Consider the following 26,272-nt stretch of genomic DNA (forward strand, 5'->3'; position numbering starts at 1 on the left):
AAAACCACCTCGAAAGGTGGTCTTATGAAACAAGGATTTGAGTTTAATTAATTACATAGATTATTTAACATTATGAAATTGGCTTAATTACAGTTTCTTTACCATCTTCAAAAATCTCCTTCACTATAAACTTGCAATAGGTTCCATCTTGAGATGGTTCAGTCAATAAAGGTGGATTCACAATATTTTTGATTTGTTTTAATCGGATCAATTCATAATTTCTATTTCTTTCCAACTGATAGTCCATTTTTACATCACAACTATACATAGTAGTTGATCCAATAACAGAGGTAAGTCTAAAAGTTAACTTCTTATTTGCGGGTACCTTAAACTCAAAAAATTCTTCACCGTTATTCAAAGCAATTGTAGGTTTAGGCATATTCAATGTTTTTGGCTCATGCATTGAGCCATACTTTGTTAAATTATTTGTTATCTGCTTCGTTATAAGGTTTTTAGAAATTTTTTCACCCTTATTATTTTGATAATTAATATAGAACTGCACCATGGGTATATTACTTCTATAAACCCTTAAATTAGCTGTATCACCGTCTATTTCATCTTGATACATATTCGTAGATCTTACGAGATTATTTACTGCAGGAATGGCACACCCAGCAAGCCCTAAAACTACTGCAGAAATTACAATTATTTTTTTCATGTCATGACCATATTTTTAAAACTAAAAGACTCTATCAAATTGAAATTTAGAAATTATGAAATGAAACCACCTCGGAAGGTGGTTTTTTATTTAACGATTTCTTCTTGCGGTTGTATTCTCAGTCAAAGACCGACTGATAGTTGAGTTCGGATTTTTAATATCCTCACTTACCAGTTTCGGTACCGCTTTTGGAAGCTGTTTATCCAGTTCATCTTTAACAATGATCCGCACTGTTTTCTCATCCAGTTGTTCAGCTTCAACAGTTGCCCCTTTTACCTGATTAACTACTTCAATCTTGAAATTGATAGTCGGTGAAGCAGGTTCGATTGAAGGCATAATCTCAGCTTGAGGACGTGAAGATTGTCCTAAGGTAAAGTCCTTCACATCATCAATATTTGAACGATCCTGAACTAAACCATTTGAAGAAAAGTAAACTTTCCCGTCATGGAATAAATCTGAATTAGCTGAATTAGGAGATTTAGCAGCACTTGTATTGCCTTTATAAATAATCTGGCCATCCTGAATCGGTTGATTAAAGATGTTCGAGATTTCTTTACTCTGGTTAAAAATCCTTGAGCTCTGACTAGCCCGATTGATGATATTTTCAAAAGAGGAATTATTTTGAGCATAGTTTGAAATAAATGAATCTGGACTTGTCGCCCTTCTCATCTGTTCAACCTTCTCAACACCACCCCATTTTTTAATATCATCTTGTGACCAGACAATTTCGCCTTTGTGCACAGCTCCAGCAAGATCATATTTCCTACCTTTACCTGTATAACCTCCGTCTGCATAACTCTTAGATGGATCTAATACAATCGAGCCTAAAATTCCACTGTCTCTGAAAATTGAAACCTCCTTAGACAATTCTTTCTGAGCATTCTGAACAGTACTGTTTGAAACTGAACTATTTAGAATTTTCGGATTAGAAATGTTAGAGATATTTGAAATTTCATTATTTTCAGTAAAAGCTTTTGAGCTTAAGAATGAACGATTAAAAACATTTTCGGTTGAAGTGTTGTTTTGAGCATGGTTATTGATAAATGCTTCAGGACCTGAGCTCTTACGCATGTTCTCAACTAAACCGACCCCACCCCAACGGCGAATATCCTCTTGGGACCAAACAACCTCTCCCTTATGGACAATACCCGCAGGTTCATATTTGCCACCAGATCCAGTAAAACCACCATCAGCAAAGCCTTGATCCTTAATTGCCCGTATGTTTGCAATAATGCTGGCACCTTGTGCAACGGCCCCGGCAATCAAAGGCAAGTTGTAAGGAAAACCAACTTTTGAAGCTGCAGCGATATTTTGTTGAATAGCAATACCGGCAGCTGCAATTGCATAAGCTTTATCTGCAGCAAACATGAGCTTGTAGGCTTTGGATTGTTCACCAAACATAGAACCAAACATTGATGTAACTGAACCCATCATTTGCCCACCAAGAGCAATTTGAGCGTTTAATCTATCTTGATGATACTTGTCTTCAATATCCTTAACGTTCTGAGCATAATCACTGTAAATTTGATTCCGTTGCTCTTGAGCAGCTTGAATAATGGCAGTCTTCTGATTTTCAAAATCCTGTTGCTGAATTAATCCAGCTTCCATTTGTGCATTCAAGCCATCTAGACCGTTTTGTTCGTCTAAATCAACTGCTGCATATTGGCTATCAGCTAATTCATTTGCAGCACCCAAGCGGCTAAACCGTTCCTGATCCTGTCTATAGAACTCACTGGTACCATTCATGTCAGCCTGAATACTGCCCCAGTTCTGAACAGCATTACTCACCTTATCGCGTGTCTCTTTGTCCTGAGTTGCTTTAGATAATGCGATTAGCTTTTGACGCTCTTCAATTGAAAGCTTTGTATTCTTAAGAATCTCCTCCCGTTCAAGTCTATACCGTTCCTGCATGGCTTGAGTTTCTGAAAGCAGAGATAAACGTGCTTGGAATAAGCGCTGCTCTTGGGCTAATTTCATCAGTCCTAATTCTTGCTGATATTGCTGTTCTAGCAACTCTACTGCTTGCTTTTGTTCAGATTTACTTAATTCAATGTCATGAGCTGCATTAAACTTTTTACGGTTAAAGGACTCTTCAAGTAACTGTTCCTCGGTTTTCTGGAATTCCTTGTAGTCCTCAAGTTTGCTTCTAATCGCTTGTTTGGCGATCGCAATATCATTATCTGCACGGCGCTGTAATTCTGCCTTGATTTCAGCAGTACGTTCTGGGGTAAAACCTGCTTTATCAACATCCTCCAATCTAACAGTTAAGTTATTCTGGATCCGCTGTACTTCAGTGGCCACTTCATTTTCAAGTGAACGCTGAGCATCTAACTGACGATCAAGTTGCGATTGAATATCACCCGAAGCTTTATCACTTCCCTTACTAGCACCACCTTTCACTTTGCTCTGCATTTTTGGCGATTGATGAAGAAGCTTAAGAGAAACACCATCCTCAAAGATCACTTCACTGACATAACCACCACCTTTGCTGTCATACCATGTCTTGATATCTTTGACGGCGACGTTAGTGGTGATCGGTGTACCTTCAGGCATTGAAAAATCAATACCCTTATGAAACGAAGAAGCCCCTTTAGTTGGAGCTTTTCGTGGACCATAATTTGAACTGATCTTATAGGAAGATAATGGTTTACCACCTGCCTGCAATCGGGCTAGGTGCTCATTTGATACTTTCTGACCAGACATTGAACCGCCATAGCGGACATCAAGATGAGGGCCTGTACCAATACCTGATTTACCCGATACACCTACAAGGCGTTTAGTAATTTTCTCCTGCTGCTCCAACTCCTTTGTCTGCTTACGTTTGGACTCAATTAGTTTCTCTTCGCGCTCCTGTTGTTCCTCAATAATTTTGAGGTTTCGCAAAGCACTGTCAATTTCATCTTTAGATAAAATTGCACTCATTCCTTTTGCTTTTTGCAGCTCTAGAATCGCGTTAGCCTGAGCAACTGTATATCCCGAATCAAGCAAACCTGATTTATAGATTGAATCAAGTACATTATCTCTTTGCTTATCCCGATAATCCTGTAAAGCCTTCGATGCTTTTTCTGCTTCAGTTGCTGTATTTCCAAGCGCATTCGCTTGTTGTTGATGTTGGAGTGCAGCGTTTTGCGCAGCATTCCCAGCTAATTTACTTTCAATACCAACATTCTTTAAACCTTCAACTAACTTAGTACCCTTTTGATAGCCTTCGTCATATTTTTCAACTTGTTGCTTAAGTGCATTATATAAGTCAGGTGGAATTTTCATTCCATTTAATCGTTCAATGGCTTCGGTATAGCTAATAGTACCCGTACGTGCATCATTAGAAATTTTCGCAAGTTCTGCATTACCAACCGCATAGTTTTGAATATTAATTAATGCAGCACCGACAGCAAGTTCAGTCTTTCTCAATTCCTTATTTTGAGCTTCCAATGCCTTGGTCATATCATCAATAGCGGACTGCTTTTCAACTCCTCTTAATTTTTTAAGTTCTTCAGCCGTTTTATTAGCAACCGCTGCTTGCTCCTCTAGCTTTTTATTAGCTTTTTCCGCTTGCTCTTGAAAATACATATAGCCTGCGGCTAAAGCGGAAATACCAATAGTAATAGCACCTATAGGACCTCCAATAAGTCCAAGAGCCCGACTGCCAATACCACCAGCTAATGACGTAGCAGCAGTCAGTCTGGTTTGTGCAGCAGTTTGTGCATTGGTTGCTGCTGTCACAGCGGCTTGAGCTTGGGTGTATCTTAAAGCAGCTGCAGTAGCTCCGTATTTAGCTTGAGTCTCAGCATTAGTTGCCTGAACATTAGCAAGGTGTGCTTTAGCTGTATTTAAAGTTGCTGCCGTTTCACTAAGTTCTGCTTGAGCCTTAGTTATAGAAGCTTGGCGACTAGCTAAAGTAGAAACTATTCCCTCTTTAACAGCTGCGCCTTTTAGTAAAATTGCACGGGTAATTAATCCGATACCAGCGATAAGTGCTGCGTCAGCCAGTAAGTTCAAATTACTTGAAAGTACCTGAATCGAACCAGAAAGTACTTGTGCGGCTCCTGAGCCTTTCCCAGCTTCTCCTACAAATTTGGTAATTTCATTATTTAAAAGAGTTAATGATTGTCCAATTGTGATATCAGTTTTACCAAATAATGCATCTACATCAGACTCCACATTTCTTAGAGCTTTCACAATTTCTTGTGATGTAATTTTTCCTTCAGCGGCTACTGAACGCAACTCTCCTACGGTAATCCCCATACCTTGTGCAATGGCCTTTGCTAATGCTGGGGTTTGTTCCATCACAGAGTTCAGCTCTTCACCGCGTAATGTGCCACTGGCAAGTGCTTGCCCAAATTGTACTAATGCTGCATCGGCGGCTTCCGCAGTTGCTCCACTAATGGCCACTGCTTTTGATACGGTTTCAGTTAAGCGAGCAGTATCATCCATAGTAAGATTTAATGTCTTGGCATTATCACTAAAGCGCTGATAAACCTGTAAAACTGAATCCCAAGCAGAATAGGTTCTTTGAGCAATCTGAAAAGTATCTTCAGTTGCTTTATTTAACTCAGCTTGATTGTTAGTAACCAACTTCAATCTATTCTGCAGGCCAGTATAGGCATCCATTTTTGATACGGCTGATCCAACTGTTAACAACCCTGCCATATAGCCAGCAAGTGCACGTGTAGAGACAGATAAGCCATCCATTGACTTGGAAGCATACTCACCTTTACGTTCAATACTATTGAGCTCATTGCCTAGATTACGCGCGTTACGTTCAGCATTTTGCGAATCAATAACAATGACCAGACGAGATTCTTGTGCCATTTTTACTTTTCTCCAGGCAATAAAAAACCCACTCATTGAGTGGGTTTTGTTTAAATTAAATAAAATTACTAAGCTGGGCAGTTAAACCAATTTGGTCGCGCTAGAAATCGATGTCCATTTGACATAGCTATCATTGAACAGTTTGCATCAATTAAAGGCTCATTTTGTACATTTCTAAAATCTAACAATCGAGAGATATCTCGTGCTGCTTCATTCGCTTTAACTACTAAGTGTGAATAATAAGCAAACTTCTTCATATCAAGCATTTTAACAGCTAGCAAAACTGGAATGATTTCATCATTTTCTATTATGACTGCTTCTGTAAGTTTGCGAACTAGCTCGTATGCTTCTTTATCAAAAAATGAACCTTGTGACTTCTTCTCTGCACTACTGTACATAGCAATCAAATGATGAACATATTCAACCGCTACGGGAATCATGTCATAAGGAATTTCATCAATACTATTTGTACCAAAACGTTGATTGATAATTTTCCATGCATCACTTGAATTTAGGTGTTTAGTCTTAGCCACAAGTAAAGCATGTGCATCATGTAGTGGAGTGCGTTCTGATTTGTGGGTTCTGGCAACTGGAGCACCAACTTCTTTATCAAGAATGTCTAACACCCATCTTCTGAACTGCTTTGCTACAGCAGTGCGAGCAAACATTGCAATTAAGTGGCAACCACGTAGGCTGAATATCCGCACGCCCAAATTGGGCGCCTGAGGATTATCAATTACCTGAGTCATTTTTTCAGTAAATTCATCTGAATTTCGGTTATATACTTTAGTTACTGCATCTACTTGTTTGTAATCTAAAGCTTTGGCTAATTCAGAAGAAGATAACCAAATTTGGTTATCACGTTGAATGGGTGAAAAATTTACATCATTGAATGTTAATGCTAGACTAGCCATTGTTAACTTACCTCTTGGTTGTTGACATCAATCAAGCCCGTCGCCTGCAAGTGTTGGGCTTTTTTGTTGTCTGTTGATTTCACTTTTAACTCTTCAAAATGTCTAACTAAATAGTTATTCAAAGAGCGTCCTTCTTTTTTTGCCTGTTCAATCAAAAAGGCTTTTATTTCCTCAGGCATTCTTGTGTTCAATTGCACAGCATTCATTTTGTCTCCTCTTGAGTATGAATCCACTTGATAGCATATTGCTAACATAGCAATATGCTAATATTGATGTCAACAACTTTTGATAGCATAATGCTAGCAACTTTTAATTTAGTTATTTTAAAATGGCTGACATTCAATTTAATCTACGAATTCCCGAGGAATTAAAAGAGAAGATTAAAGAGGCCGCAATTGATAGTGGTCGTTCTATTAATGCTGAGGCGCAAACTCGCCTTGAGCAAACTTTTTTCGATGAGAAGTCCAAAAAAGAAGGCATAGCAGAAATTAACAACATGTTTAAAACTTTAATAGATGAAAACAAAGCTCTTAAAGAACAAAATGAACTTTATAACGCTAAAATGTTGAAGTTGTTGGACAGCCTTATAGATGACCTAAAAAAAACTAAGTAAATTCAATATAATTTCCACTATATAAAAAAGCACCCTATGGTGCTTTCTTAATGTTTTATCAATTTATTAATAACCAATAAATAACTTATCAACTCTATCTTCTATTTTCCAATTATTTGGTAATGCAGAATTTCCATTCTTTAGTAGACTCAAGTATTCTTTTGCTATTTGAAGCTTACAAAGAGCCTCCTTAGTAAAGCCTTCATAACTAAGATTTTGGTAAATTTCACAAAACTTAATAGCCCTGGTGTATATATTTCGATCTTTTGTTAATAAGTCTCGGGTATTGGCATTTCCATTATTGTACTGTTGCTTAAACTCAATATTAGCTTTTTCTAGAAAATCATTTGAAGCATCTAACAGACAACTATTATATGCTGCTGAGAATTTTGAATTCTCAGGATCTTTTAAACAAGTAACTAAAGAATTTCTAACAAGCTTTTTAGATTGAATGTAACTTTCAGCACTTACATAGCAACTTGAGAGCAAAACCAAACATAATAAAATAACTCTTTTCATCTCAATCAACCTTATTAAAGTTTCTAATCACTTTGTATTTAATATCTTGGTTTGTTGCTTCAATAATTTCTAGAAGTGCGCCTTTATATCCAATCTCTTTTGATTGACTTAGATCATACTCAACATTGTTATTAAATACTGGGCGAGCTATATTGCTTGAAAACTCACGATAACCAATATTGATTTTATTCCCAACTTTCCCACTATAAATTAGAGTTTGCTGGAATGAGTCTTCATTAACTGAACCCTCTGCTTTAAAACTCACACCTATCGCGTCTCCACAAGACTTAGTATTGTAAATGGTTACAACACATAGCCAACCTTTCTTATTAATCATGAATACACTAGGTGGGTCGGATAGTAGTTTTGCTCTAGCTCCTTCAGTATTTTTCTTAAGTTCCCGCAGTGAATAATACTTATTGTCTTTGTCCTGACCTACCTGAGCATATTTACCAGCGAATACTTTATATTGCATATTCAGATCATAATTTGAATCAATCACCAGAACATCTTGCTCTACAGCTCTTCCCTGAGAAACCAATGAATCCCCAACATATGCTGTATTAATGGAACCAATCGGTGGCTTACTAATATTGGCAGTTTTAGGAATATAATTACCGATTTGAGGAGTAGTACACCCAACTAATCCCAGACCCACTAAACCAGCAGCTAACATTTCCTTCATGATTTAACCATTTGTTATAAAGTGCACTAACTTTAACAAAGTGGTTACTAAATGTCACATAAGTAAAAAACCATCCAAGGGTAGTTTAATCATTTAGCATTATTAAAATTTTTCAAAATTTTATATTTAATCTGCTGATTATTGGCATCTATTACCTCTAGCATTGCGCCCTTATATCCGATTTGTTTTGTATCATTCAAATCATATTCAACGTTGTTACTAAATGCAGGTCTAGCATAATCACTTGAAAACTCTCTATAGCCAATATTAATTTTATTTCCAACCCTACCATTGTAAATTAAGCTTTGTTGGAACGAATCCTTGGCATGGATTTTTACTTTTGTGATGTATGCATTTTTATTATTATTACAGTGATCAGCTCCGAAAGGTGGTAATGCACAAAGTTTATTATTTTCCTTTAAAGCTATGCTATACAATGAATCTATAGTATTTCTTCTCAGAACTGCACCACCTTCGGGTAGAAATGAATTATTACCTAGAAAAATTTGGACATTATCATTAAAACCAATTTTTTCATATTTACCTGCGGTTAAAATTAAATATTTATCAATTTGAAAATCCTTGGGTATAACTAAAACTTCTTTTTCAACAACTTTACCTTGTTGTAACATTGTCTCTCCCACTGTAGCAGTTACAATTTCCCCAATTTCAGGATAACTTAGGTCCGTAGATTTATAGTTCTGTTGAGTATAGTTGTATTTTACCGGAGTAGCGCAGCCTACTAATCCAGTAAGTAAAAGACTACTTAAAAAATAAAATTTATTAATCTTTTTCATGAAGAAATCCAATTTCAATAATGAATAAAATTTAACAGTTCAGAAAAGTAAAAACCACCCAAAGGTGGTAGCTCCAAACTATTTCCCACTTATTTTGGATTAATAAAGTAGAAATAAACCACCAAAACCATTAATAAAATAATTGCAAGGTTGAGATAGGTGCCTACCGTATTAAAACTTTTGAAGAACTTTAGTATGTTCATAGGTGCTCTATTATTTTTGCTTGGTTGAAATTTTCTTATGAGCTTCCTCAATAAATAGATTATCTAAAGCAAAAATACAGTCAGTAAAGATATGAGTATCAACAGGTAAATCATTGTTTTCAGCGTAGACATTGATAGCCTGCTGGTCTAATGACAGTGGGATGCCCTGTTCATATCTCCGAGATCTAATAATCGTGCTAAAGGCTGCAAGAATTGAATCAGCTGCATAAGAATATTCTGGAGTTTCCGGAATACGGCCACCTAAGAATTTAATTTGTTCGATTTCGTGCGGCGTTTTCGACGCATACGATTTTTGGTATTTGTAGAGCTCGATGACTTTCCCAGAATCATCGCCTTATCCTTATCAGCTTCTTCCTGAATTTTTTGAGCATGTTCTTTCACGAATAACCAGATTTGAATACCGATATCACCCATATTCAGTAATTTTGAAGCATTTCCCGGTGTATAAGGCATTTCAGTTTCTACAGTCTTTCCTTCAACAACTTGTGCAAATACCACGCCTTTCCAGTCCTCAATTAAGTGAGCTGCGCAAGCATCCATCAAAAGCTCATGGTACAGCTTTGCTGATGGATCGTTCGCCATCACGTCATAACCTTTAGATGAGATTTGATTACCTGCACGCTCAACGGCTACCTGAAAAGGCTTATATGCGATACCACGGACTTTAAACTCTGCCTGCACTTGACCATCTGCGCCCTTAAATTCACACCATTTAGACACTTCTGAGCTTTGAATAATTCCGACTTTTAAAGCCATACCTACCTCTAAAATTTAAGAAATAAAAAGCCCATGGGACTCCATGGGCTTTATTGATTTAAATTGAATTACACAAGAGCCCGTACAATCGTTGGTGCTGTACGAACTTGAGCAAAGTTAATATCTACTGTGATGATGTCATCACCTCCACCATCCGGGTGATTGGCTTCCATTACCTCTAATTGAGGGAAGTTAAGTGAGTACTTACTACCTTTACTGTCTTTAATATCGAAAGACAAAGTGAATACATCTCGAGTTTTAATAGCATCAATCCAACCAGCTGCAGTGGCCGAGAACATAAATGATGCATTTGCTTCGATATCCATCATCTTCTCAATGTAGAACTCTGGCGTGTACTTACCTGAACCAATACAACGAATTGCTTCCAGATTATTATTGAATGAAAGCGTCAGAGATTGCATGCAGGCTTTACCTTGAATCGACTGGCCATTTACAAGCAAGTTTTCAACATTTGGCATGCTAACCAATGGTCGAGTTGAAGCAGCAATAGGATTAACAACGGGGTTAACTTGCTGACGAGTAAAAGAACTACCAACAAGTCCGAAATTGCCAGTAATTTTACCTGTAGTCTGTATCGTGATTTCGCCTGTATTGACCTGAACACCACGGTAAATAAAAACCTGACCAATATCTTCAAAGACTTTGACTAAAGTTAATGATTTACGTACGGTCCCACCAAAACTTAAAGAGCTTCCCGCCCAGTTATTAAATGCAAGTGCACTTAAGAATAAGTCGAATGTTCCAACTGACAATTCAAACTCTAACTGACCTGCTACTTCTGCCTCAGTGACTACACCTCCCTGACGAAAGCGGGAGTTAACAACTTCGCTACTCTCTTCAGTAGAGACGTTTTCTGATAAGCCATCTGAAACACGGCGAACTGTGTACCAGACAGGATTTGCAGGAGTAGTTCCCAAAACTGCTTCTTCACAAGCATATAATCGAATTTTTGAACCTGAACTCATTTATGGTTCTCCAAAATTTAGGCATAAAAAAACCCGCTTCGTCAGCAGGGTCGCTATTAAAATTGGCGTAAAAAAACCGCTAAATTAGCGGATTATTAAAGCGATTCATCTGTCTCTGAGATTGCTGGTGGTTCAACTCCATTCATGGCCGCAGCAACTGCTTCAGATAAGTTGGTAGGCTGAAACTGAACTGGTGTCTCGCTCATTGTTTCTTCAAATTCTGGCTTAGGCTCTTCATGTAAACGAATATCGATCCAACGGCCTTCTGGAATATCAAGAGGACTACTTAGGTCCGCAACAACTGCTGCAAGCTCAATATCAAACTTACGCTTATAAGTCTTAATTGAAATATCACCGTTCTCTAGGGTTTCATAAGCAACAGCAACAACAGTATTTCCATTGGCATCTTTAGGAACTTCCACGTACCAGCCTTCTTGAGCAAAACCAAGTGAGCCCTTAATGAGGTAATTGCCGACTCCCAACAACTCAAATGTTATTGGCTGCTTTTCCGCCTCTGTATTCAATTCGATATGATCATTAAATAACTTAACAATTGGTGAAGCTGATTTAATGAATCCATTGCCATCAACAGTCGTATTTTTCTGCGTCCACATTTTATAAAGTGAATATGCACCTGAATTAACATTCGAGTGTCTTACCCGATAGTAAATTTCATGACTACTTGGTGCGGCTAAAATCTGAGCGTGTACTCCAGCACCTCGGGTCATGGTCAATCCACAACAATATGCAGGGATTGACTCTGAAGCTGTAGTATTAGACCAAGCAAAACCATTGCCTGCTGGGTAATCCGTCGCATCGGTTTCTGTTAATGCATAAGCACTAGAGCCAGCAGCCATAACACCACCAAGACCGAATGCTCCAACTTCCATTACATTACCAGCGCTTGTTCCGACCGTTCGTGATGCCGGATTACTTGTAGGAATATTTTGAATTTGAGAGAAATTTGGTGTTAAGTTTGGAATACCGGAAGCAAACGGCAACATAAACTGACGCTTACCTTGCGCTGAGTTATATGGGAAAGGTCGATGATCCCAACTAAACTTGAATAATAGATTGGCCATTACGCAGTTACTCCATCAATCACTTGGAATATCAAAGTCTCGGTATGCTGTGTAGTACCACTCACCACTGCTTTAATATCCATTTGAACTAATCCCAAAGGCCAAGCCGCAGTACTTGTTCCAGACTTCACATTCAGCCAACCTTTCTGAGTGCTCTGACTTAATGCAGCACAAGTTAATGTACCCACAGCAGTGCCTTCCAAAGTTTTGACCTGAGATGTAAAGGTGTAACCCGTCAGATCAATTGCACGGCGTACATCATCAGGTGGGTATTGCAGCGCGTCATCCATATCAACGAGCTGCAAATTTAAGTTGAATGTGTCACCACGCTTAAAAACGAAATTGCTCATAAGTGATTCCTATAGACATAAAAAAACCACCGATGAGGTGGTAGTGAATAAGATGTAAAAAAACCTCTCAAAATGGAGGTTTTCAGTATTTAATAAATTTGTTAGTACCTTGGTTTATATCTCTTATTACCTCCACTCGTAATACAATAATGCCCACCTCTTGGTCCCACACAATAATCCACTACAGCACATGAACAATCACTGTCGTAATAGGTTTTTTTCTGTTTTCTTTCAGAATGATGAGGATTAGATTTTAAGGCCTGATAATTATTTGATGTAGTTGATCGAGACTTTTGCTTAAAACAACCATCCGTTTCACATAATAGTTTTGTTGATACCCACTGAGGTGACGAGGAACTTAATGAGATACGTACCCAGTTTCCTTTTTTCTCATAAATATCAACTTTTTCACCACGTCCAAGTTTTGCTACAACACTACCATTAGGCTTATCTCTAATATTAAGTGTATTGGTATTGATATATTTGGATTCTATAACCTCTTCAACTGAATTTTGTGCTTCCCCAGAGTTTGAATTGTTTCTTGAAGTATTGTCATTTCCAGAACCAAAAATCCCTAAAGCAACTAATCCAGCGGCACCCCAGCCTAAAGTAGATTTTTTCATGTTTTACCATTTGTTATAAATTTCTATTACTGTAACAGAATGTAATCACAAATGATAATATGCTAAGTCATTAAAAATAACCAACTTCCAGTAGCTCTTTCTTGAACTCAAAACTCATTATCTAGATCAACACTAACTCCAGTAACGATATTATGTTTGGGTCCATTTATGCACTGAACGTTGGCCAAACGGATATTCACATCAGATACACATAGCTTATTTTCGCTTTGCCATTTGCTCAACTCTACAGACATAACATCCTCAAGATGTCGTTCCAGTTCTTGCCGTTTAATTTCGATTTCTTCTAATGTCAGCATACATAACATATCAATTCACCTTAAACCCAATGCTCACATTATACTGAATGAAGTCGGCATCTTTACCCGCATAAATGGATTGTCCATTCAAACATTCTAAATGTTCGATTGAGAAATACTCAAAATGTGCCAACAAAGCATCGCTAAGAACCGTTAAAGCCTTTTCTCCAGTATGTAATCGATCGAAACATTGAATCATGATATTACCGGTACGACGTGTACAAGGATTATCAGCAATACCAGACATATAGCTGGGTCCACCTGCAATCGTTAAGCGACACCACAAGCCTTCCTTTGGTACCTTGAATCCTGGTGCATTTGGATACTGAATTCTGTCCTGGGCAATACCTGTAAAGCTTTGCATGCGGTCAATAATAGCTTGTCTAGTTTGCTCTAAAGTCATTGCCATTCTAACCACCATACTTTTGAGAAATATAAGTAAACGTAGTGCTGTAAATACCTTGCGGTGCTTGATCAGACCAGCCATTTTCTAAGCGTTCAGCATATGGCTGGTTGTTCTGTATGTAGACCAAATTACCCAGCTTAAACTTCACAGCTTGAATTGCAGCATCCTGAACGGCGTTTGTTTCTGGTCCTCGTACGCCATACTCACCTGAACCGATAGAGACTATATGTGAGGCCCGATAAGCACCAGTATCAACAGGACTTGAAACGACTAGTGATTGCACAATCTCCATGGTAATTTTCTTTACCTTATCTTCTACTGTCTTAGCCACATCAAAACTAAAACTAGTCGGCTTTTTCCCCTTCCATCCCATGCTTTACCTCGCTTTCTCCGTACATTTCGAAAAGGTCTTGAGCGATTGCTTGAATTGAGTAAGCTTCAAATTCTGAGCTAGGCTCTTTTTCACCCATGAGCTTTTTAACCTTCTGCCAAACATGAACAGCTTCATGCAAAAGCAGTCCATAGACTTCTATGGGATTTCTTTCTGACGTATCGCCAAGCTGGACAATTGCATAAGCGCCATCAAAATAATAATCAACCTGAGCAGCTGCGCCTTCAACGGAAAGAAACTGATTTACATGATTCATATCATCGAAAAGCAGATCCATATGTATTTGATTTCGTGCCAGCGTGTAATGCACATGTTGAAATGGTGAGATGCGCCATAAGGGAATGTAATCTGTACTTATCATCTAAACTCCTAACTTGCACCCATTAAAAAACCCACCGAAGTGGGTTTAAGCTTATATCCATAAATTAATACTACAATTTAGTTTCCTAATACATTTTGGTTCCGTATCCGCCTTGCTCGAAACTTTAATATTTAATCGATATCCATATACCGGAAACAAAACTAAATATTAGATAAATAAATGCAGCAATAATTACGGAAATAAAGACTATGATAATCCCGTCAGAAATATAATCTCTATTGGCATCATTCTCAGGATTTTCCTTGGGATTAAGTATCATTGGGGTATTTAAAGATTTTTTCGCCTCATAGAATCCCCAGCCTATACCCAGCAACACAATTAGTATCGCAAAACCAACTCCAAGATCATAAATAACCTCTTCAGCAGCATATTTATCATTTGAAGCTGAAACACATTTATCAAAGTATTTTTTTTCAGTTTCAGAAAGCGTAGAGATGGCTTTTTGATCTTTAAACAGATCTTTAAAATGAATATTACATGTCTCAATAAATTCTTCTTTATCGTCAGTTCCATCGCCCTCGTAATTGCTTGTACGAGAAATATAAAGTGTGCTATGGGTAGTTGTAGCCATATAATTTCATTAAATTTATAAAAGGATATTTAATTAATAGAAAATCAGTCAATTCAGCTATCTTTTTTCAGTAGCCTAACTATCTTCAAACTGAGTAATATTGCATATAAAGGGCCCACCTTCATCAAACTCCTCACCATTTAACAAGATATTAAAACTCCCACTGAAAGTACTGAGTGCTCGTACAGATCCTTTCTTTTCTTTTAATTCTAAATCACGACTTAATTTATCTATTACAATGCTGAAGCTTGGAGAGATAAGTGAAGTAATTTCTTTACAATATTTAATAGCTTCATCTTTAGATGCTTGATAATTTCCTGAATGTTTTGAATACACATAAAGATCTCTCCATATTTTTTCATCAAAACTCTGTGATAGATAAAAATTTAACCATTTTTTGTCATTTTTATGCTCATAATAGTAATCTGAACTTACAAGATTAAATCTTATAGACATTGGACGACCATAAGTTGATGTCTTCATCTCGGGGTATTTTGTTTTTATTTCTTTTGCATAATTTAAAAATAAGCGAGATTTGTAATCCTTGATTTCAGAAATTTCTTTATACGCATCTGAGATATTAGTGGGAGTTAATTCTTGCTTCACTGGATTATTAACAGATGAACAACCTGATAATAAAATTATACTCCATAGTAAAAATTTCTTATTCATAAGAACTCCTATATTTCAAGCCTAATTATATAGAATCTTTCCTATATTTTCCTCAACTGGCATTTCCAAATAGTTTCTGCTGGATCCTGTTGAATATGAATAACTCTAAATGAGCCTAAGGCTGTTACCCATTCATCATCAATCTTTGGGGCCATGGTCACTTCATTTTGAAGCACAGTTGCTTTCTTATCTGTAGCCAGTACTCCAAGCGTTTGTATTTCATATTGACTGTATGAGCCGAATAGTACGCCACGGCCAGAATAATTTTCTTTAACTTCAAGATAAGTTTCAGTCTTAGGATCCCAATTCTTTTTAAATGCCCGTTCACACGTAAATATATGAACAGCGTCAGCTAAATCTTCATTAAACGCTTCAGCAATATCAGCTCGTAATTCTTCACGTAGGCCCATTAGATTTTCCTCACAAAAAATACGGATTTTCTTTTGCTATAAGGCTTGATCAAATCAAGAATGAATTGCTCGATCGCACTAAGCTTTACTGATCCGTCTTGATATTCCTTTTCGGTCTCAACAGTATCGGCTTTTACTTTCTTACGCTTTAATGCTTGTTCCTGCCCTTGGTATATCTCCCCTTTCATAATGCCTTTGATGACTTGATAAGAGGCAGTTTTTAAAGGCCTAGGAACTTCGGTTACATCTTCATAAGGTTTAACATTACGTGCTAATAAATAAGCTTCTGACATCTGAAGGTATTGAGCCTTATCACTGGCAGATAAAGCATCAAAGCCTTCAACATGTTCTATCGCTTCTTGTTCAGTGATAAAGCTCATGAATTATTCCTTTGGAAGTAGCGCTAATAACTCGTCTTTCTTAGCACCTGATTCAAATGAAATACCCTTTTCAGTTAATACAGCACGAAGCTCATCAACTTTAAGCCCTGTGTAGTTGATTGGTTGGACTTCACTTGGTTTTTGATCACCTTCTGGAATTTGGTTTCCTTCATCAGATTCAAGCTCAGCAATACGTGCTTTCATTGCCTCAGGATTATTCTGAAAAGCAATAAACTCACCTTTCAGTGTTGCCAGTTGTTCTTCGAGTTCAGTTACTTTTGCGTGTGTCATTTGACGTTCTCTCATGCGGTTAAATGCAGATAGGCCCATTGATTTATCTCCAAAAGAAAAGGCGGATAATTCCGCCCGTCTTTATTTAACTTTGTGCTTGAACGCCACAATACGAATCTGCTTTGGATCGTAGACGCGTTCCCAGTTGGTATCAGTTGAAAGACCTGCATTATTCGGTGCGACACCCATTGCACCAGCCCACTTGATACCACGAGGATGCAAGACAAAGTGACGGCGGTTAATGAGAATATCCGCACCTGCAAGACTGTCTCGGTCAGTCTCAACGCCTACAGGAGCACCGATATCCTGAAAGCCTATAGCGCCTTGCCCGAACAGGAATGATGTGAATACATCACCATCAACTGGCATACCGTCATCGACAATCACACGGCGGTCCATGAAAGTTTTATAGAGCACCACGCCATCTGCATCACGTACGGTTTCAATCAAGCCCTGTTTGGCTAGTGCAGCCATGGTCGCCGAATGCATGGCAATAGCCGTTAATTTATCGACTGCATCCCCTAGCTTGTAAGACGCATCAATAAATGAAACACCATCAATAACTGCCGCGGCTCCAGTACCAGCAGAGATGTCATGTGTATTGCTTGCCATACTTGCTGAACCGAACACTCCTTTAAGAGTATTCACGGTAAAGCCTTGGAATTCACGTGCCCAGTAATCAGCCACCAGATCACCAACTGCGCCAAGTGGGTCATCCCCAGATAAAGCTTTTGCGAGATCATTGGCACCCCAAGCCTTACCACGTGCATGTAAAATGGCAATATCCTGACCCGCGGCAATGTTGTTTACAGTTAAAGGTGTCGCATCTGAAAGTACTTCAGATTCCCCGTCTAAATCGTTCCAGAATGGGATATTTACGGTAGATCCGCCTTGTGTACCGAATGCAACTTCGACATCCAGCTCCCCTACAATTCCCGACTGCCATAAAGCAGATTTCTTGGCAGTTTTATTTAAAACGTACTGAGTAAATAACTCGGGTACGATTACATCAGCAATTTTTGTCTCAGCCATTAGGCTTTACTCCTTAAAGATTAATATCGTGTTTTGCAGCCAGCTCTTTAGCTAGCTGCGGATTTTCATTTCGTAATTGGGCAAGTTTGGTCAGGTTCACCGAACCATCTGGTTTTGTGATATCGACCTGTCCTTTTGTATTGGTGCTACCAGGTGAACCAGTTCCATTTGCTTTAGGCCAGAAATAAGGCTTTTGTTCACGTAAGGTTTCCACCCATTCTTTTGGTGATAACGGCGTCTTACCGTCTTTACCAATGATTACTTCACCTTGTGTATCGACTGCTACGGCCTTACCGTTTTCATCGAGTACAAATTTAGAATGGGCAAGGAATGCAATATCTGCGGTTGCTTCCGGCAAAGCCTCTAGTTCTAGAGCAGCCTGTACAATTTGACTCTGAACCACTGACTGCTTGAACTTGTTGGCATAAGCTTCTGCTTTATCAGCCCGTTCTTTTTCGGCATTGAGTAACTTCTCATGCTGTTCACGCATCTTCTCGGTGCGCTTCTGGATGACTTCTTCAATCTTGCCTTCAGCAATCAGTTTTGATTCTTCGTCCTGATTGGATTTATCAAGTAGAACTTTGATTGCATCCAAATCCAGCCCATCAACTTTGCCTTTTAATGAAGTTAATTCATCTTTAAGGGCCTTCTTATCGTTGATAAGCTCCGAATTTTTTTCCTTGAGGCCTTTGACGGCTTCATCTACTGCAGCTTGAATCGCCGCTTTAACTTCAGGGTTTTCCAAATCAATCTTGTTTTCATCAGACATAAATAATCTCCTAGAGATACCGCTTAGCGGGTTTACTTGTGGAACCTTCTGCTTAGCTTCAGGCAATAAAAAAGCGTCCCTAAGGACGCTTCGCTTGATCTTTAAAACTGTTTCTCTAAATATAGCTATACAGCTTTATTTTTAAATAATTTATTACGCATCTTCATCACTCATATTTAGTGAATAGTGAAAGCCAAAAAACTTACTAATTTTCAGTATTAACATTATTAAAGTAGCGGGTCGGAGTTGTGCCGATATGCTGACGAAAAAAAATGATAAATGCACTATCACTAGTAAAGTCAAGTTGCTGAGCTACCTGACTTATTCGCTGGCCTTCTGCTAACATTTCCATAGCCTTTAACAGTCGCCATTGCTGTCTCCAGCTTTGATAGTTCATCCCAGTATCTCGAATAAATATTCGACTAATTGTGCGTTCACACCCTCCCACCATTTGAGCTAGTTGGCCTAAACGTGGAGGTAACTCGCCCATACGAACTCTGTCTAGCCATAAATCAAGGCGTGCGTCTGAAGGATATAATAATTGCCAGTTTTCACTTCGTGCTGCCTGTATTTCCTCACAAAAGACCGAGATTAGACTCATCTGTTGTTCTGCTTTCATTCCCCATGGCCAGAATGCCATTCTTTCTATAACTTCAAAAAATAAGGAATTCACCTCAAAAATTTTTAATGGTAGCTCTGGTAGTGGCAGTTTGGGTGAAAAGTACAAGGATCGATAAGCTAACACGCCACGCATTATGGCACGATGAGTAGTACCACCTGGTATCCAGACTGCACGGCGTGGAGGAAGCAAGCAAACCGTTTTATCTAATTCAATTGTGATACTCCCAACGGCCGAAAAAAGTAGCTGATGACGAAGATGCCTGTGCAGACCTGAATCGTGTGTGCCCATATCAGATGCAATACCAACTACAAGTTCTTCAAAAATATCTGGATCAAAAACTGTGTCATGAGCAATTTTCACTATTTGTCCAATAATTAATATATTGAGTCCTAATAATTGTAATCAGACATTCATGTTTTAACAATAATGCCCTCTAATCCCTTTATTATTAAGACGTAGCATGAACTGTAATAGACGACCTCCATTGTGGCTATTAACTCTCCTAATTATGTTTCCCCAACTTGTTGAAACTATTTATAGTCCGACATTGCCATACATCTCCAATTCATTTGGTGTGAGTAATGAGCAAGCAGCACAAACTCTTTCAGTTTATTTTATTGCCTTTGCTATAGGGGTAGCATTATGGGGATGGTTAAGTGATCATATTGGTCGACGTCCAGCCATGCTATCAGGTCTTATCTGTTATGGTGTTGGGTGCTTGTTAGCAATCACAGCCACAGATTTCAAAATATTACTATTGGCCCGAATGATTTCTGCTCTAGGTGCTGCTGCTGGTTCTATCGTGGTTCAGACCATGCTTCGAGACACCTATGAATCAATACAACTTGCTAGAGTATTTTCTATTATGGGGGCTGCACTAGCGATAAGCCCAGTTTTCGGACTTGTGACCGGAGGATGGTTAGTAAGCTTTTTGGGTTATATGGGTGTATTTATTACATTGGCGCTATTAGCCATACTTTTATTAGTACTTACCATCATCATTCTTCCCGAAACTCATCCTGCTCAGATAAATAACTCTCGAATAACTAAATTAGCTGTACGCATGGTTCGAGACGGTACACTCTGGAAAAATGCGTTACTGATCGCGCTATTTAATACGATGATTTTTAGTTACTACAGCCTAGCTCCATTTCTTTTTAATAAAATAGGCTGGAATTCAAAAACATATGGTTGGACAGGATTATTATTAGCGATTGCTTCGCTCATTAGCAGTTTACTCAATCGGAAACTATTAGCTTCAAATATTAGCCCAGAAAGATTAGTACAGCACGCCTGTAACATAGCAATCATATGTGGCCTTATTGCTTGGTCATTGCAAACGACAGCATGGATTTTAATTCCTGTCACCGGAATTGTAATTGCTTATGGTATTGCAATTCCGAATGTACTTAGTCAATCCTTACATCACTATCGTGAACAAGCAGGTGCGGCAGGTGCTTTATTTGGCCTAACTTACTATTTACTGTTAGGAAGCATGTTAGGTCTTGTAGGCCTAGTGCAGCAATTAGGTCTTGTTTTGACAGTATGTGCTTTAGCAACCTTAACATGCAGGCCAACATTAGAACGAGATTAGTAGAAACAAATGACTAAATACTGTCTTATATATTCATATGCCCAATTCCTTGAATTTCCTCTCATCTAATATTCTCAACTCATCCAAGTTATATAAACGTCCCTCCGGGTCAAAGAATTTATCAAAAGCAAACCTACCTTCTTTGTAGAGCTTAAAACGCTTTGGCCCCAACCACTCTCTTTGAAAGAAATCATCTGTTTTCTCAAAGAACTCCTTGAATGTTGTATTCGCATCTAGCTGGCCAATCAACTGATCACGCTCATCTTTGGGGATATCTTTCACTCTTCGCTCATCCATCACAAAAGGACGTTGTCCGACCAATTGTCCATCTTTCTCAACTGGAACTAAAATACTACGGCAATTTGGATGTAACGGCGGCACACGTTTAGCAGGGTCGTTTATTTCCCAAACTGAACCATCCAAAGATGCACAAAGTTTTGAAGTCCTTCCATCCAGCGTTGCAACCAATCGAACATATTCAAAACCAATCTGGTTAAAGCTATTAAGATAAGCTTGATTCGCGACATGGCTACGTACAGTCCTCACAGTACGATCGATATCAGATTTAGAAGTCCTTAATAGACCATCCTCAAAATTAAGACGCTTGGTACCACGAATACGCTGAACAATTTCTTGATTCGTTTTACCTGAGCTAATTCCATCACGAATAGTATATTCAACTTTCTGGCGAGCTGTTTCAGCAATCTTGGAAAGTAGATCATCAACTAATGCTCCGCCAACTAAAGGAACCTTTCTAGCTGCTGAATATAGCTTTTCACCGTTTGGCTTTTTAATCTTGCCACCGTATAGCTTAGCTGTGTAATTCGCTTCATATACAGCCAATGCTGTAGCAGATACGGCGAAGGCTTCTGGCAATGAAGTATTTATTGCAGCAAACCATTGAGAGATTAAATCCCGAATCTCTTTTAGGCTTGTCGTGGTGTACTGGCCACCAGCAAGAGCAGCCTTTTCTGAATCATTTAACTCATCTAATAAATCCCGAAGCTTTGCCAGCATTGCAGTCGACTCATCATTAAAGATCTTTAGTAACTCATTCACTGAATGAGAAGAAGCCCGATACAAATATGCCTGATGTTGTGTAAGTACTTCGATCAACGTTTTATCTTTTGAAGTCATTTAACACCTCTACAACGGCAAACTATCTCGCTCACCTTCAACCCGTTTCAACTCTTCTTGAAAATCATGAGCTGGTAGCTTTCCAGTAGCGATATATTCCCAATACGTCTGGAATGAATTCTTTCCAGCAATAGCACCTTCATAAAGTTGTTTAGCAAGATTGATGTCGTATTGCTGAACAATAAACTCAGGCTCCACTGTAAAAGAGTATTTTGATGGGTCCAGCTTTAACCATTGGGCAGCATATTTGATTGCCTGCTCAATAGCAGCAGCTGCACACGTCACAATACTATGTAGACTTGCTTGCTGGTCATCCTGACGGGCACGGCGCGCTTCACCTGACTCTTGTGTATTGGTATCAATGACTTTTGCACCGGCTTCTAATGCTGCGTTCTTTTGAGCATCCATTTCCTGTTTAGTTAGCTCAATGCCACTACCTGATATTTCCAAATAACCACACTGAGATTCGCTAGGTAAACTCCAGACAGCCATCACACCAGTGACACTAATGTCCTCATCACCTTCTAAGCCGTTAATCCAAGGCTGAGGGTGTGCGGTATGGTGAAGTGATTGAAAGTAATCCGCACTAAGCTGGTAACTTTTAAGCGCGGCTTTTGCCATAGTTAAAAGCGGAATAGTTCCAACATCTGGAGAATTGTCTGTGGTGCCACAGAAAACAAACGGTGTAAACGAAAGCTGATTACCGCCAAGATCCGGAGTTTTATCTTCTTGAGTAGAGCCATCAAATAAACGGACAGTTAAAGCACCTTCCTGCATAGCTAAAACGCGGTGGACCGTCTTTGTATTATGGCCAAACTCATCTTCACTATTATCAAACTGCTCCTCGAGCACTAATAGTTTTAGATCCTTACGGCCACCAATGCTGTTTTCCTTCCAGTTAATGATAGATAAGGCATCATATAGAGCGAAGTAAGGCACGCCGTTAGCATCAACATCGACAAGCAAACCACAGCGACCATATTCCAGTAACTCTAGGCAAATACGAATAAAAAGTTGTTTTAACCCAAATCCGTCATTGGTTGCATTCTCTATAAGCCCTTTTAATAAAGTACTTTCAATTACAATATTAGGTTCAAGCTTAGAAACCAGACCAATCATCGTACGCAATGAGTCTTGAACCCATAATGGATACTGAGCACGACTGAGATAAGCTTTATAAATCTCTCCAGTGGTATCTCCCTGCTTTTCAGCCTCAATCATCCCTGCAGATTTAGGAAGATACTTGGTTTGTGCCTGTTTAATCTGCTCTTCGCCAGCAACGGCGTCACGCATAACCAACCAGCTTTTTTGTGCAGCAATATACTGCGGATGTTTATCAGTAACTGCCATAAAAACACCAATAAAAAAGCACCTGTAAAGGTGCGTTGTTTAACGAGAAAAACCAGCGATTGTGCGCCGTTTAAATACTTTCTGAATGATGATTGGGAATCGCTTAGCTAACGGGTAACCTCCAGCATCACCCACATGGTCCAAGCCAGCGCTTTTATCTGGCATTCCAAAGTCATCATAAACCTGCTGTTCTAAAGTTGCGGTAAAGTTTGGACATTTGTTTGTGTTCACTTTTAGGTGTCGTTCACCGTCCGCATTAAGGATCTGGGCATTCACAGCATTAATTCGATCTTTAATGCCTGGGTTGACGCCATTCACTTCAACCTTAAAACCATTTTTCTTTAAAATTGCATGATCAGATTCACTGAAGTTTTTTGATGATGTTGCCTGACCTGAGGCATCTGGAATAACGGTAATATCATGATCTGGAAAGCGTTCATTAATCAATTGACACATGGTCGGTGTGTCTCTCACTCCAACCAGCTCATCCAGCGCTCTTGGCTTGCCTTCTCTTATGACATAAACCACCGCTGCCATTTTTAGAACGTTAAAGTCCATTCCAATTAGTAACGGCTCACCTTCCTTAATTTCTTCATCAGTATGATTTAGTATCCGGTCAAAATCTGGATATACAGCACCACTCGTTAAGTTGACAAACTGCCCCCTTAGATAAGCTGAAATCAATCGAGGAGGATATGACTCATAAAGCGATGAAATATAATCATCTGGAAGGTTAGCTTCATTGTCATAGGTTGAAGCCTGAATCATTCCATAAAGCTTACGTTTAGCCTCTGATTTATTTGCCTCTTTAACGAATTGTTCGTAGGTAAATTTAAAGCCTTCAGGTGTTGTAGCCACATCAATACCGTTGAGCAAACCAGCTTGCTTGTAACGCATACGTGCGATGATCTTACGCCAAGCCTGTTGTGCTTTGACTTTGGCCATGACATCTAGCTCATCAATCAAGGCATGACCGATTTTAAAACCTACAATTGTTGCTGGTTTCTCCATAGATCGACAGATGATAGTCGTTCGATACTGTCGGCCATAATAGATATCCACCTCTTTATTGGTTTCATAGACCTTGGTTTTAAGTCCCCAATCGAAAGCTACCTCATCAATTGTTGGAAAGAAAATATCCCGAATCTGGGGGTAAGTAGGAGCAAAATAACCTAAAGGTACCTTGGGAAACTCCCAAGCTTTATTACACAAACTAGAGCAACCCACCCAAGTCTTACCAGATCCAAAGCCCGCCACAAATGCACGAAACTTTTTCTCCATCTGTAAAAAATTAGCCTGAGGTACATTCAGCGTCGGATTGATGTTCGGCATCTTTTTTACTCGCATCTACAACTTGAATGGTTACTTTTACTGGTGTTGGATCGTCAGCACCTTCGCCGTCACCATTTCTGATTTTTTCGATCTCAAGCTGCTTTAATTCAAGATCCAGCAATTGCGCTGAATGACCATGCATTTCATCCTTCACCTGCTTAATGATGTTTTGCTTAATGACCTTGTTCTTGGTTGTGTCATACATCTTCTGCAGTTCATTAATACGAAATGACTTATTGGCCAGAGGAATATCAAAAATATTGTTCCTAAATTCCTCACGTGTCTTTTCAAACAGTAACTTAAATTTCTTACTTAGATTTTTTCCAGCGGCTTTAGTTGGATCGTAAAGTTGTACCTGTTTACGATCAATTTCAATGTTAAATTCTTGCTTGACAGCATCTGCAACCTGTTGAGGGGTATCCATGCATGCAAGAGCTTGAACAATATAAATTTTCACTTGTTCTTTTAATGCAGCCATACCCCTACCTTTGTCTAGCTACGTCTAGCAAAATAGACAAAAAAATGAGCCAGAAGGCTCAATTGATTACACAGTTTCCGCAGCATTTTGATATATCTAAATCAGAAACAAACGGCGGGTTTTTAGCGACTTCAATAAGCCGCTTAACGTTTTCATTTGCACCCCAACGTTTAACAACACCGATAAACTCTTCCACATCGTGACCAGCTAAATAGTGCTTTGGTAAGCCAGTATGATCACTATAAATAATCTCACCGTCTTCATCACGCTCAACGCCAATGTGGTAGAGCTCATGCTCAAGCAAAGCACAAAACTCACTATCATTGGCTTTATCGCAAAAGGTAGCGTCGATAGTGATTAAGTATGTTGGCACAAATCCGAACCAATCGCGCATTTGCTGTTCTTGTCGAGCTTTCTTCCACCCGCCTTGGTTGAACATCACCTTTTCGCATTGGCCTAGTACTATGCGTTTTTTAGCTACACATGCAGATGATGCCCATGCACAAGCTAGAAACTCTTCATTATCATGAAGCAGCTCAGCAATATGGTCGTGATCAGGGTTATGTAATGGTCCACCAATAGTTAAAAAGTTTTTAATTACCCAGTTCATTAAATCAGGTGCGGGAGCTAATCTAATTGCCTCATCCTCTTCGGCTTTATCAATCAACTCCTGTGGAGGAAATGGTCTGATCTGATCCATCTTCAATTCTCGCTAATTCACTTTTAATCCAGTTGATTGCATAACCTGATTCAATTTGGTGGGGCTCTAGACGTTCGAATTTATATCCCTTATCCAAAGCAAGATCATATTTACCCATTGCATTTGCAATTTTTCGCCCACCTCGACCAACTGACCAAGGACTGCCAGCAATTTCTATAAGAAGATTCAACTTCACAATATAAAAATCGAACCGCCAATTCTTGGTAGATTCAAATTGAAATTTTCGTCGATAGCCAATTAGATTTTCTTCTAGCTCTTGAAATAAGGTTTCTTCTGCCTCTAAATAATTTTGTTTAGCTTTAGGTAATGGTCTGCTTTTTGGTTTTGTTTTAGGTTCTTTTTTTCTTGTTAGCCAAAAGTAATCTTTACAATCCATAATTAACCCATAAAAAAACCGC

The 26,272-nt window shown here is 38.8% G+C and carries 33 protein-coding genes; 2 read left to right on the forward strand and 31 right to left on the reverse strand.

All coding sequences use genetic code 11. The annotated features are described in order from the left end of the window. Nucleotides 1–70: 70 nt before the first annotated feature. The 4 genes from F931_RS11645 to F931_RS11660 form a co-directional block, all read right to left on the reverse strand. Complete coding sequence (locus F931_RS11645; protein ID WP_016141558.1) at nucleotides 71–658, reverse strand: hypothetical protein; 588 nt, start codon at nucleotides 656–658, stop codon at nucleotides 71–73. A 90-nt stretch (nucleotides 659–748) separates the two neighbouring features. After that, a complete protein-coding gene (locus F931_RS11650; protein ID WP_016141559.1) occupies nucleotides 749–5,470 on the reverse strand; it encodes a tape measure protein in 4,722 nt (1,573 codons plus the stop codon). Between the two features lie 68 nt (nucleotides 5,471–5,538). Next, nucleotides 5,539–6,384: a BRO-N domain-containing protein gene (locus F931_RS11655; protein WP_016141560.1), complete on the reverse strand. Its 846-nt coding sequence runs from the start codon at nucleotides 6,382–6,384 to the stop codon at nucleotides 5,539–5,541. A 2-nt stretch (nucleotides 6,385–6,386) separates the two neighbouring features. Further along, nucleotides 6,387–6,590, reverse strand: a complete 204-nt coding sequence (locus tag F931_RS11660; protein ID WP_016141561.1) for an Arc family DNA-binding protein — start codon at nucleotides 6,588–6,590, stop codon at nucleotides 6,387–6,389. A gap of 122 nt (nucleotides 6,591–6,712) precedes the next feature. Here F931_RS11660 and F931_RS11665 point away from each other — a divergent pair, with 122 nt between their 5' ends. Then, a complete protein-coding gene (locus F931_RS11665; RefSeq protein WP_016141562.1) occupies nucleotides 6,713–6,997 on the forward strand; it encodes an Arc family DNA-binding protein in 285 nt (94 codons plus the stop codon). A gap of 66 nt (nucleotides 6,998–7,063) precedes the next feature. Here the strand turns inward: F931_RS11665 and F931_RS11670 are convergent, their stop codons facing one another. From F931_RS11670 to F931_RS11765, 21 genes are all read right to left on the reverse strand, one after another. Further along, nucleotides 7,064–7,516: a hypothetical protein gene (locus tag F931_RS11670; protein ID WP_016141563.1), complete on the reverse strand. Its 453-nt coding sequence runs from the start codon at nucleotides 7,514–7,516 to the stop codon at nucleotides 7,064–7,066. A 1-nt stretch (nucleotide 7,517) separates the two neighbouring features. Further along, nucleotides 7,518–8,201 (reverse strand): hypothetical protein, encoded by a 684-nt coding sequence (locus F931_RS11675; RefSeq protein WP_016141564.1) that lies wholly within the window; start codon nucleotides 8,199–8,201, stop codon nucleotides 7,518–7,520. A gap of 89 nt (nucleotides 8,202–8,290) precedes the next feature. Further along, complete coding sequence (locus F931_RS11680) at nucleotides 8,291–8,998, reverse strand: hypothetical protein (RefSeq protein ID WP_016141565.1); 708 nt, start codon at nucleotides 8,996–8,998, stop codon at nucleotides 8,291–8,293. A gap of 89 nt (nucleotides 8,999–9,087) precedes the next feature. After that, nucleotides 9,088–9,201, reverse strand: coding sequence for a hypothetical protein (locus F931_RS22685; protein WP_080649487.1), 114 nt, complete (start codon nucleotides 9,199–9,201; stop codon nucleotides 9,088–9,090). 261 nt (nucleotides 9,202–9,462) lie between these two features. Continuing rightward, complete coding sequence (locus F931_RS11685) at nucleotides 9,463–9,978, reverse strand: hypothetical protein (protein ID WP_016141566.1); 516 nt, start codon at nucleotides 9,976–9,978, stop codon at nucleotides 9,463–9,465. Nucleotides 9,979–10,046: 68 nt separating this feature from the next. Continuing rightward, entirely contained in the window at nucleotides 10,047–10,964 is a 918-nt protein-coding gene (locus F931_RS11690; RefSeq protein ID WP_016141567.1) for a phage tail tube protein, read from the reverse strand. Between the two features lie 95 nt (nucleotides 10,965–11,059). Further along, a complete protein-coding gene (locus F931_RS11695) occupies nucleotides 11,060–12,046 on the reverse strand; it encodes a phage tail fiber protein (RefSeq protein ID WP_016141568.1) in 987 nt (328 codons plus the stop codon). Continuing rightward, the gene (locus F931_RS11700) at nucleotides 12,046–12,396 is read right to left on the reverse strand and encodes a hypothetical protein (protein WP_016141569.1); all 351 of its coding nucleotides are present in this window, start codon (nucleotides 12,394–12,396) and stop codon (nucleotides 12,046–12,048) included. The genes F931_RS11695 and F931_RS11700 overlap by 1 nt, the downstream gene beginning before the upstream one ends. A gap of 101 nt (nucleotides 12,397–12,497) precedes the next feature. Continuing rightward, nucleotides 12,498–13,019 carry an SH3 domain-containing protein gene (locus F931_RS11705; protein WP_016141570.1) on the reverse strand — a complete coding sequence of 174 codons (522 nt, stop codon included), beginning with the start codon at nucleotides 13,017–13,019 and terminating at the stop codon, nucleotides 12,498–12,500. A gap of 107 nt (nucleotides 13,020–13,126) precedes the next feature. Then, nucleotides 13,127–13,345 carry a hypothetical protein gene (locus F931_RS11710; RefSeq protein WP_016141571.1) on the reverse strand — a complete coding sequence of 73 codons (219 nt, stop codon included), beginning with the start codon at nucleotides 13,343–13,345 and terminating at the stop codon, nucleotides 13,127–13,129. A 1-nt stretch (nucleotide 13,346) separates the two neighbouring features. Beyond that, nucleotides 13,347–13,745: a hypothetical protein gene (locus F931_RS11715; RefSeq protein ID WP_016141572.1), complete on the reverse strand. Its 399-nt coding sequence runs from the start codon at nucleotides 13,743–13,745 to the stop codon at nucleotides 13,347–13,349. A gap of 1 nt (nucleotide 13,746) precedes the next feature. Continuing rightward, nucleotides 13,747–14,115, reverse strand: coding sequence for an HK97 gp10 family phage protein (locus tag F931_RS11720; protein ID WP_016141573.1), 369 nt, complete (start codon nucleotides 14,113–14,115; stop codon nucleotides 13,747–13,749). Continuing rightward, a complete protein-coding gene (locus F931_RS11725; RefSeq protein ID WP_016141574.1) occupies nucleotides 14,087–14,494 on the reverse strand; it encodes a hypothetical protein in 408 nt (135 codons plus the stop codon). Before F931_RS11725 ends, F931_RS11720 begins: the two co-directional genes overlap by 29 nt. Nucleotides 14,495–14,618: 124 nt before the next feature. Further along, nucleotides 14,619–14,972, reverse strand: coding sequence for a hypothetical protein (locus F931_RS11730; protein WP_080649698.1), 354 nt, complete (start codon nucleotides 14,970–14,972; stop codon nucleotides 14,619–14,621). Nucleotides 14,973–15,161: 189 nt separating this feature from the next. Further along, complete coding sequence (locus F931_RS11735; RefSeq protein ID WP_016141576.1) at nucleotides 15,162–15,758, reverse strand: hypothetical protein; 597 nt, start codon at nucleotides 15,756–15,758, stop codon at nucleotides 15,162–15,164. A 41-nt stretch (nucleotides 15,759–15,799) separates the two neighbouring features. Further along, complete coding sequence (locus F931_RS11740; protein ID WP_016141577.1) at nucleotides 15,800–16,168, reverse strand: hypothetical protein; 369 nt, start codon at nucleotides 16,166–16,168, stop codon at nucleotides 15,800–15,802. Beyond that, entirely contained in the window at nucleotides 16,168–16,548 is a 381-nt protein-coding gene (locus F931_RS11745) for a hypothetical protein (protein WP_016141578.1), read from the reverse strand. Before F931_RS11745 ends, F931_RS11740 begins: the two co-directional genes overlap by 1 nt. A 3-nt stretch (nucleotides 16,549–16,551) precedes the next feature. Next, on the reverse strand, nucleotides 16,552–16,878 hold the full coding sequence (locus tag F931_RS11750; protein ID WP_016141579.1) for a HeH/LEM domain-containing protein: 327 nt from the start codon (nucleotides 16,876–16,878) through the stop codon (nucleotides 16,552–16,554). 42 nt (nucleotides 16,879–16,920) lie between these two features. Continuing rightward, nucleotides 16,921–17,871: a major capsid protein gene (locus F931_RS11755; protein ID WP_016141580.1), complete on the reverse strand. Its 951-nt coding sequence runs from the start codon at nucleotides 17,869–17,871 to the stop codon at nucleotides 16,921–16,923. Between the two features lie 13 nt (nucleotides 17,872–17,884). Further along, on the reverse strand, nucleotides 17,885–18,640 hold the full coding sequence (locus F931_RS11760) for a hypothetical protein (protein ID WP_016141581.1): 756 nt from the start codon (nucleotides 18,638–18,640) through the stop codon (nucleotides 17,885–17,887). Nucleotides 18,641–18,845: 205 nt separating this feature from the next. Then, entirely contained in the window at nucleotides 18,846–19,622 is a 777-nt protein-coding gene (locus tag F931_RS11765) for an AraC family transcriptional regulator (protein WP_016141582.1), read from the reverse strand. Between the two features lie 100 nt (nucleotides 19,623–19,722). On the opposite strand from F931_RS11765, the gene F931_RS11770 reads away from it, so the two are divergent. Next, entirely contained in the window at nucleotides 19,723–20,856 is a 1,134-nt protein-coding gene (locus F931_RS11770; protein WP_016141583.1) for a multidrug effflux MFS transporter, read from the forward strand. A 33-nt stretch (nucleotides 20,857–20,889) separates the two neighbouring features. Here F931_RS11770 and F931_RS11775 read toward each other — a convergent pair whose 3' ends face one another. The 6 genes from F931_RS11775 to F931_RS11800 are packed head-to-tail and all read right to left on the reverse strand — an operon-like array spanning nucleotide 20,890 to nucleotide 26,250. Further along, nucleotides 20,890–21,993, reverse strand: coding sequence for a minor capsid protein (locus F931_RS11775; RefSeq protein WP_016141584.1), 1,104 nt, complete (start codon nucleotides 21,991–21,993; stop codon nucleotides 20,890–20,892). A gap of 9 nt (nucleotides 21,994–22,002) precedes the next feature. Next, nucleotides 22,003–23,343, reverse strand: coding sequence for a DUF4055 domain-containing protein (locus F931_RS11780; protein ID WP_016141585.1), 1,341 nt, complete (start codon nucleotides 23,341–23,343; stop codon nucleotides 22,003–22,005). A 39-nt stretch (nucleotides 23,344–23,382) separates the two neighbouring features. Further along, nucleotides 23,383–24,675 carry a terminase large subunit domain-containing protein gene (locus tag F931_RS11785; RefSeq protein WP_016141586.1) on the reverse strand — a complete coding sequence of 431 codons (1,293 nt, stop codon included), beginning with the start codon at nucleotides 24,673–24,675 and terminating at the stop codon, nucleotides 23,383–23,385. Further along, nucleotides 24,635–25,153: a DUF2280 domain-containing protein gene (locus F931_RS11790; protein WP_016141587.1), complete on the reverse strand. Its 519-nt coding sequence runs from the start codon at nucleotides 25,151–25,153 to the stop codon at nucleotides 24,635–24,637. Before F931_RS11790 ends, F931_RS11785 begins: the two co-directional genes overlap by 41 nt. A 58-nt stretch (nucleotides 25,154–25,211) precedes the next feature. Further along, nucleotides 25,212–25,853: a putative metallopeptidase gene (locus tag F931_RS11795; protein WP_016141588.1), complete on the reverse strand. Its 642-nt coding sequence runs from the start codon at nucleotides 25,851–25,853 to the stop codon at nucleotides 25,212–25,214. Next, complete coding sequence (locus tag F931_RS11800) at nucleotides 25,813–26,250, reverse strand: hypothetical protein (RefSeq protein WP_016141589.1); 438 nt, start codon at nucleotides 26,248–26,250, stop codon at nucleotides 25,813–25,815. The genes F931_RS11795 and F931_RS11800 overlap by 41 nt, the downstream gene beginning before the upstream one ends. Nucleotides 26,251–26,272: the final 22 nt, after the last annotated feature.

Origin of the sequence: Acinetobacter pittii ANC 4050 (genome assembly GCF_000399685.1) — a bacterium.
GTDB lineage: Bacteria > Pseudomonadota > Gammaproteobacteria > Pseudomonadales > Moraxellaceae > Acinetobacter > Acinetobacter pittii_E.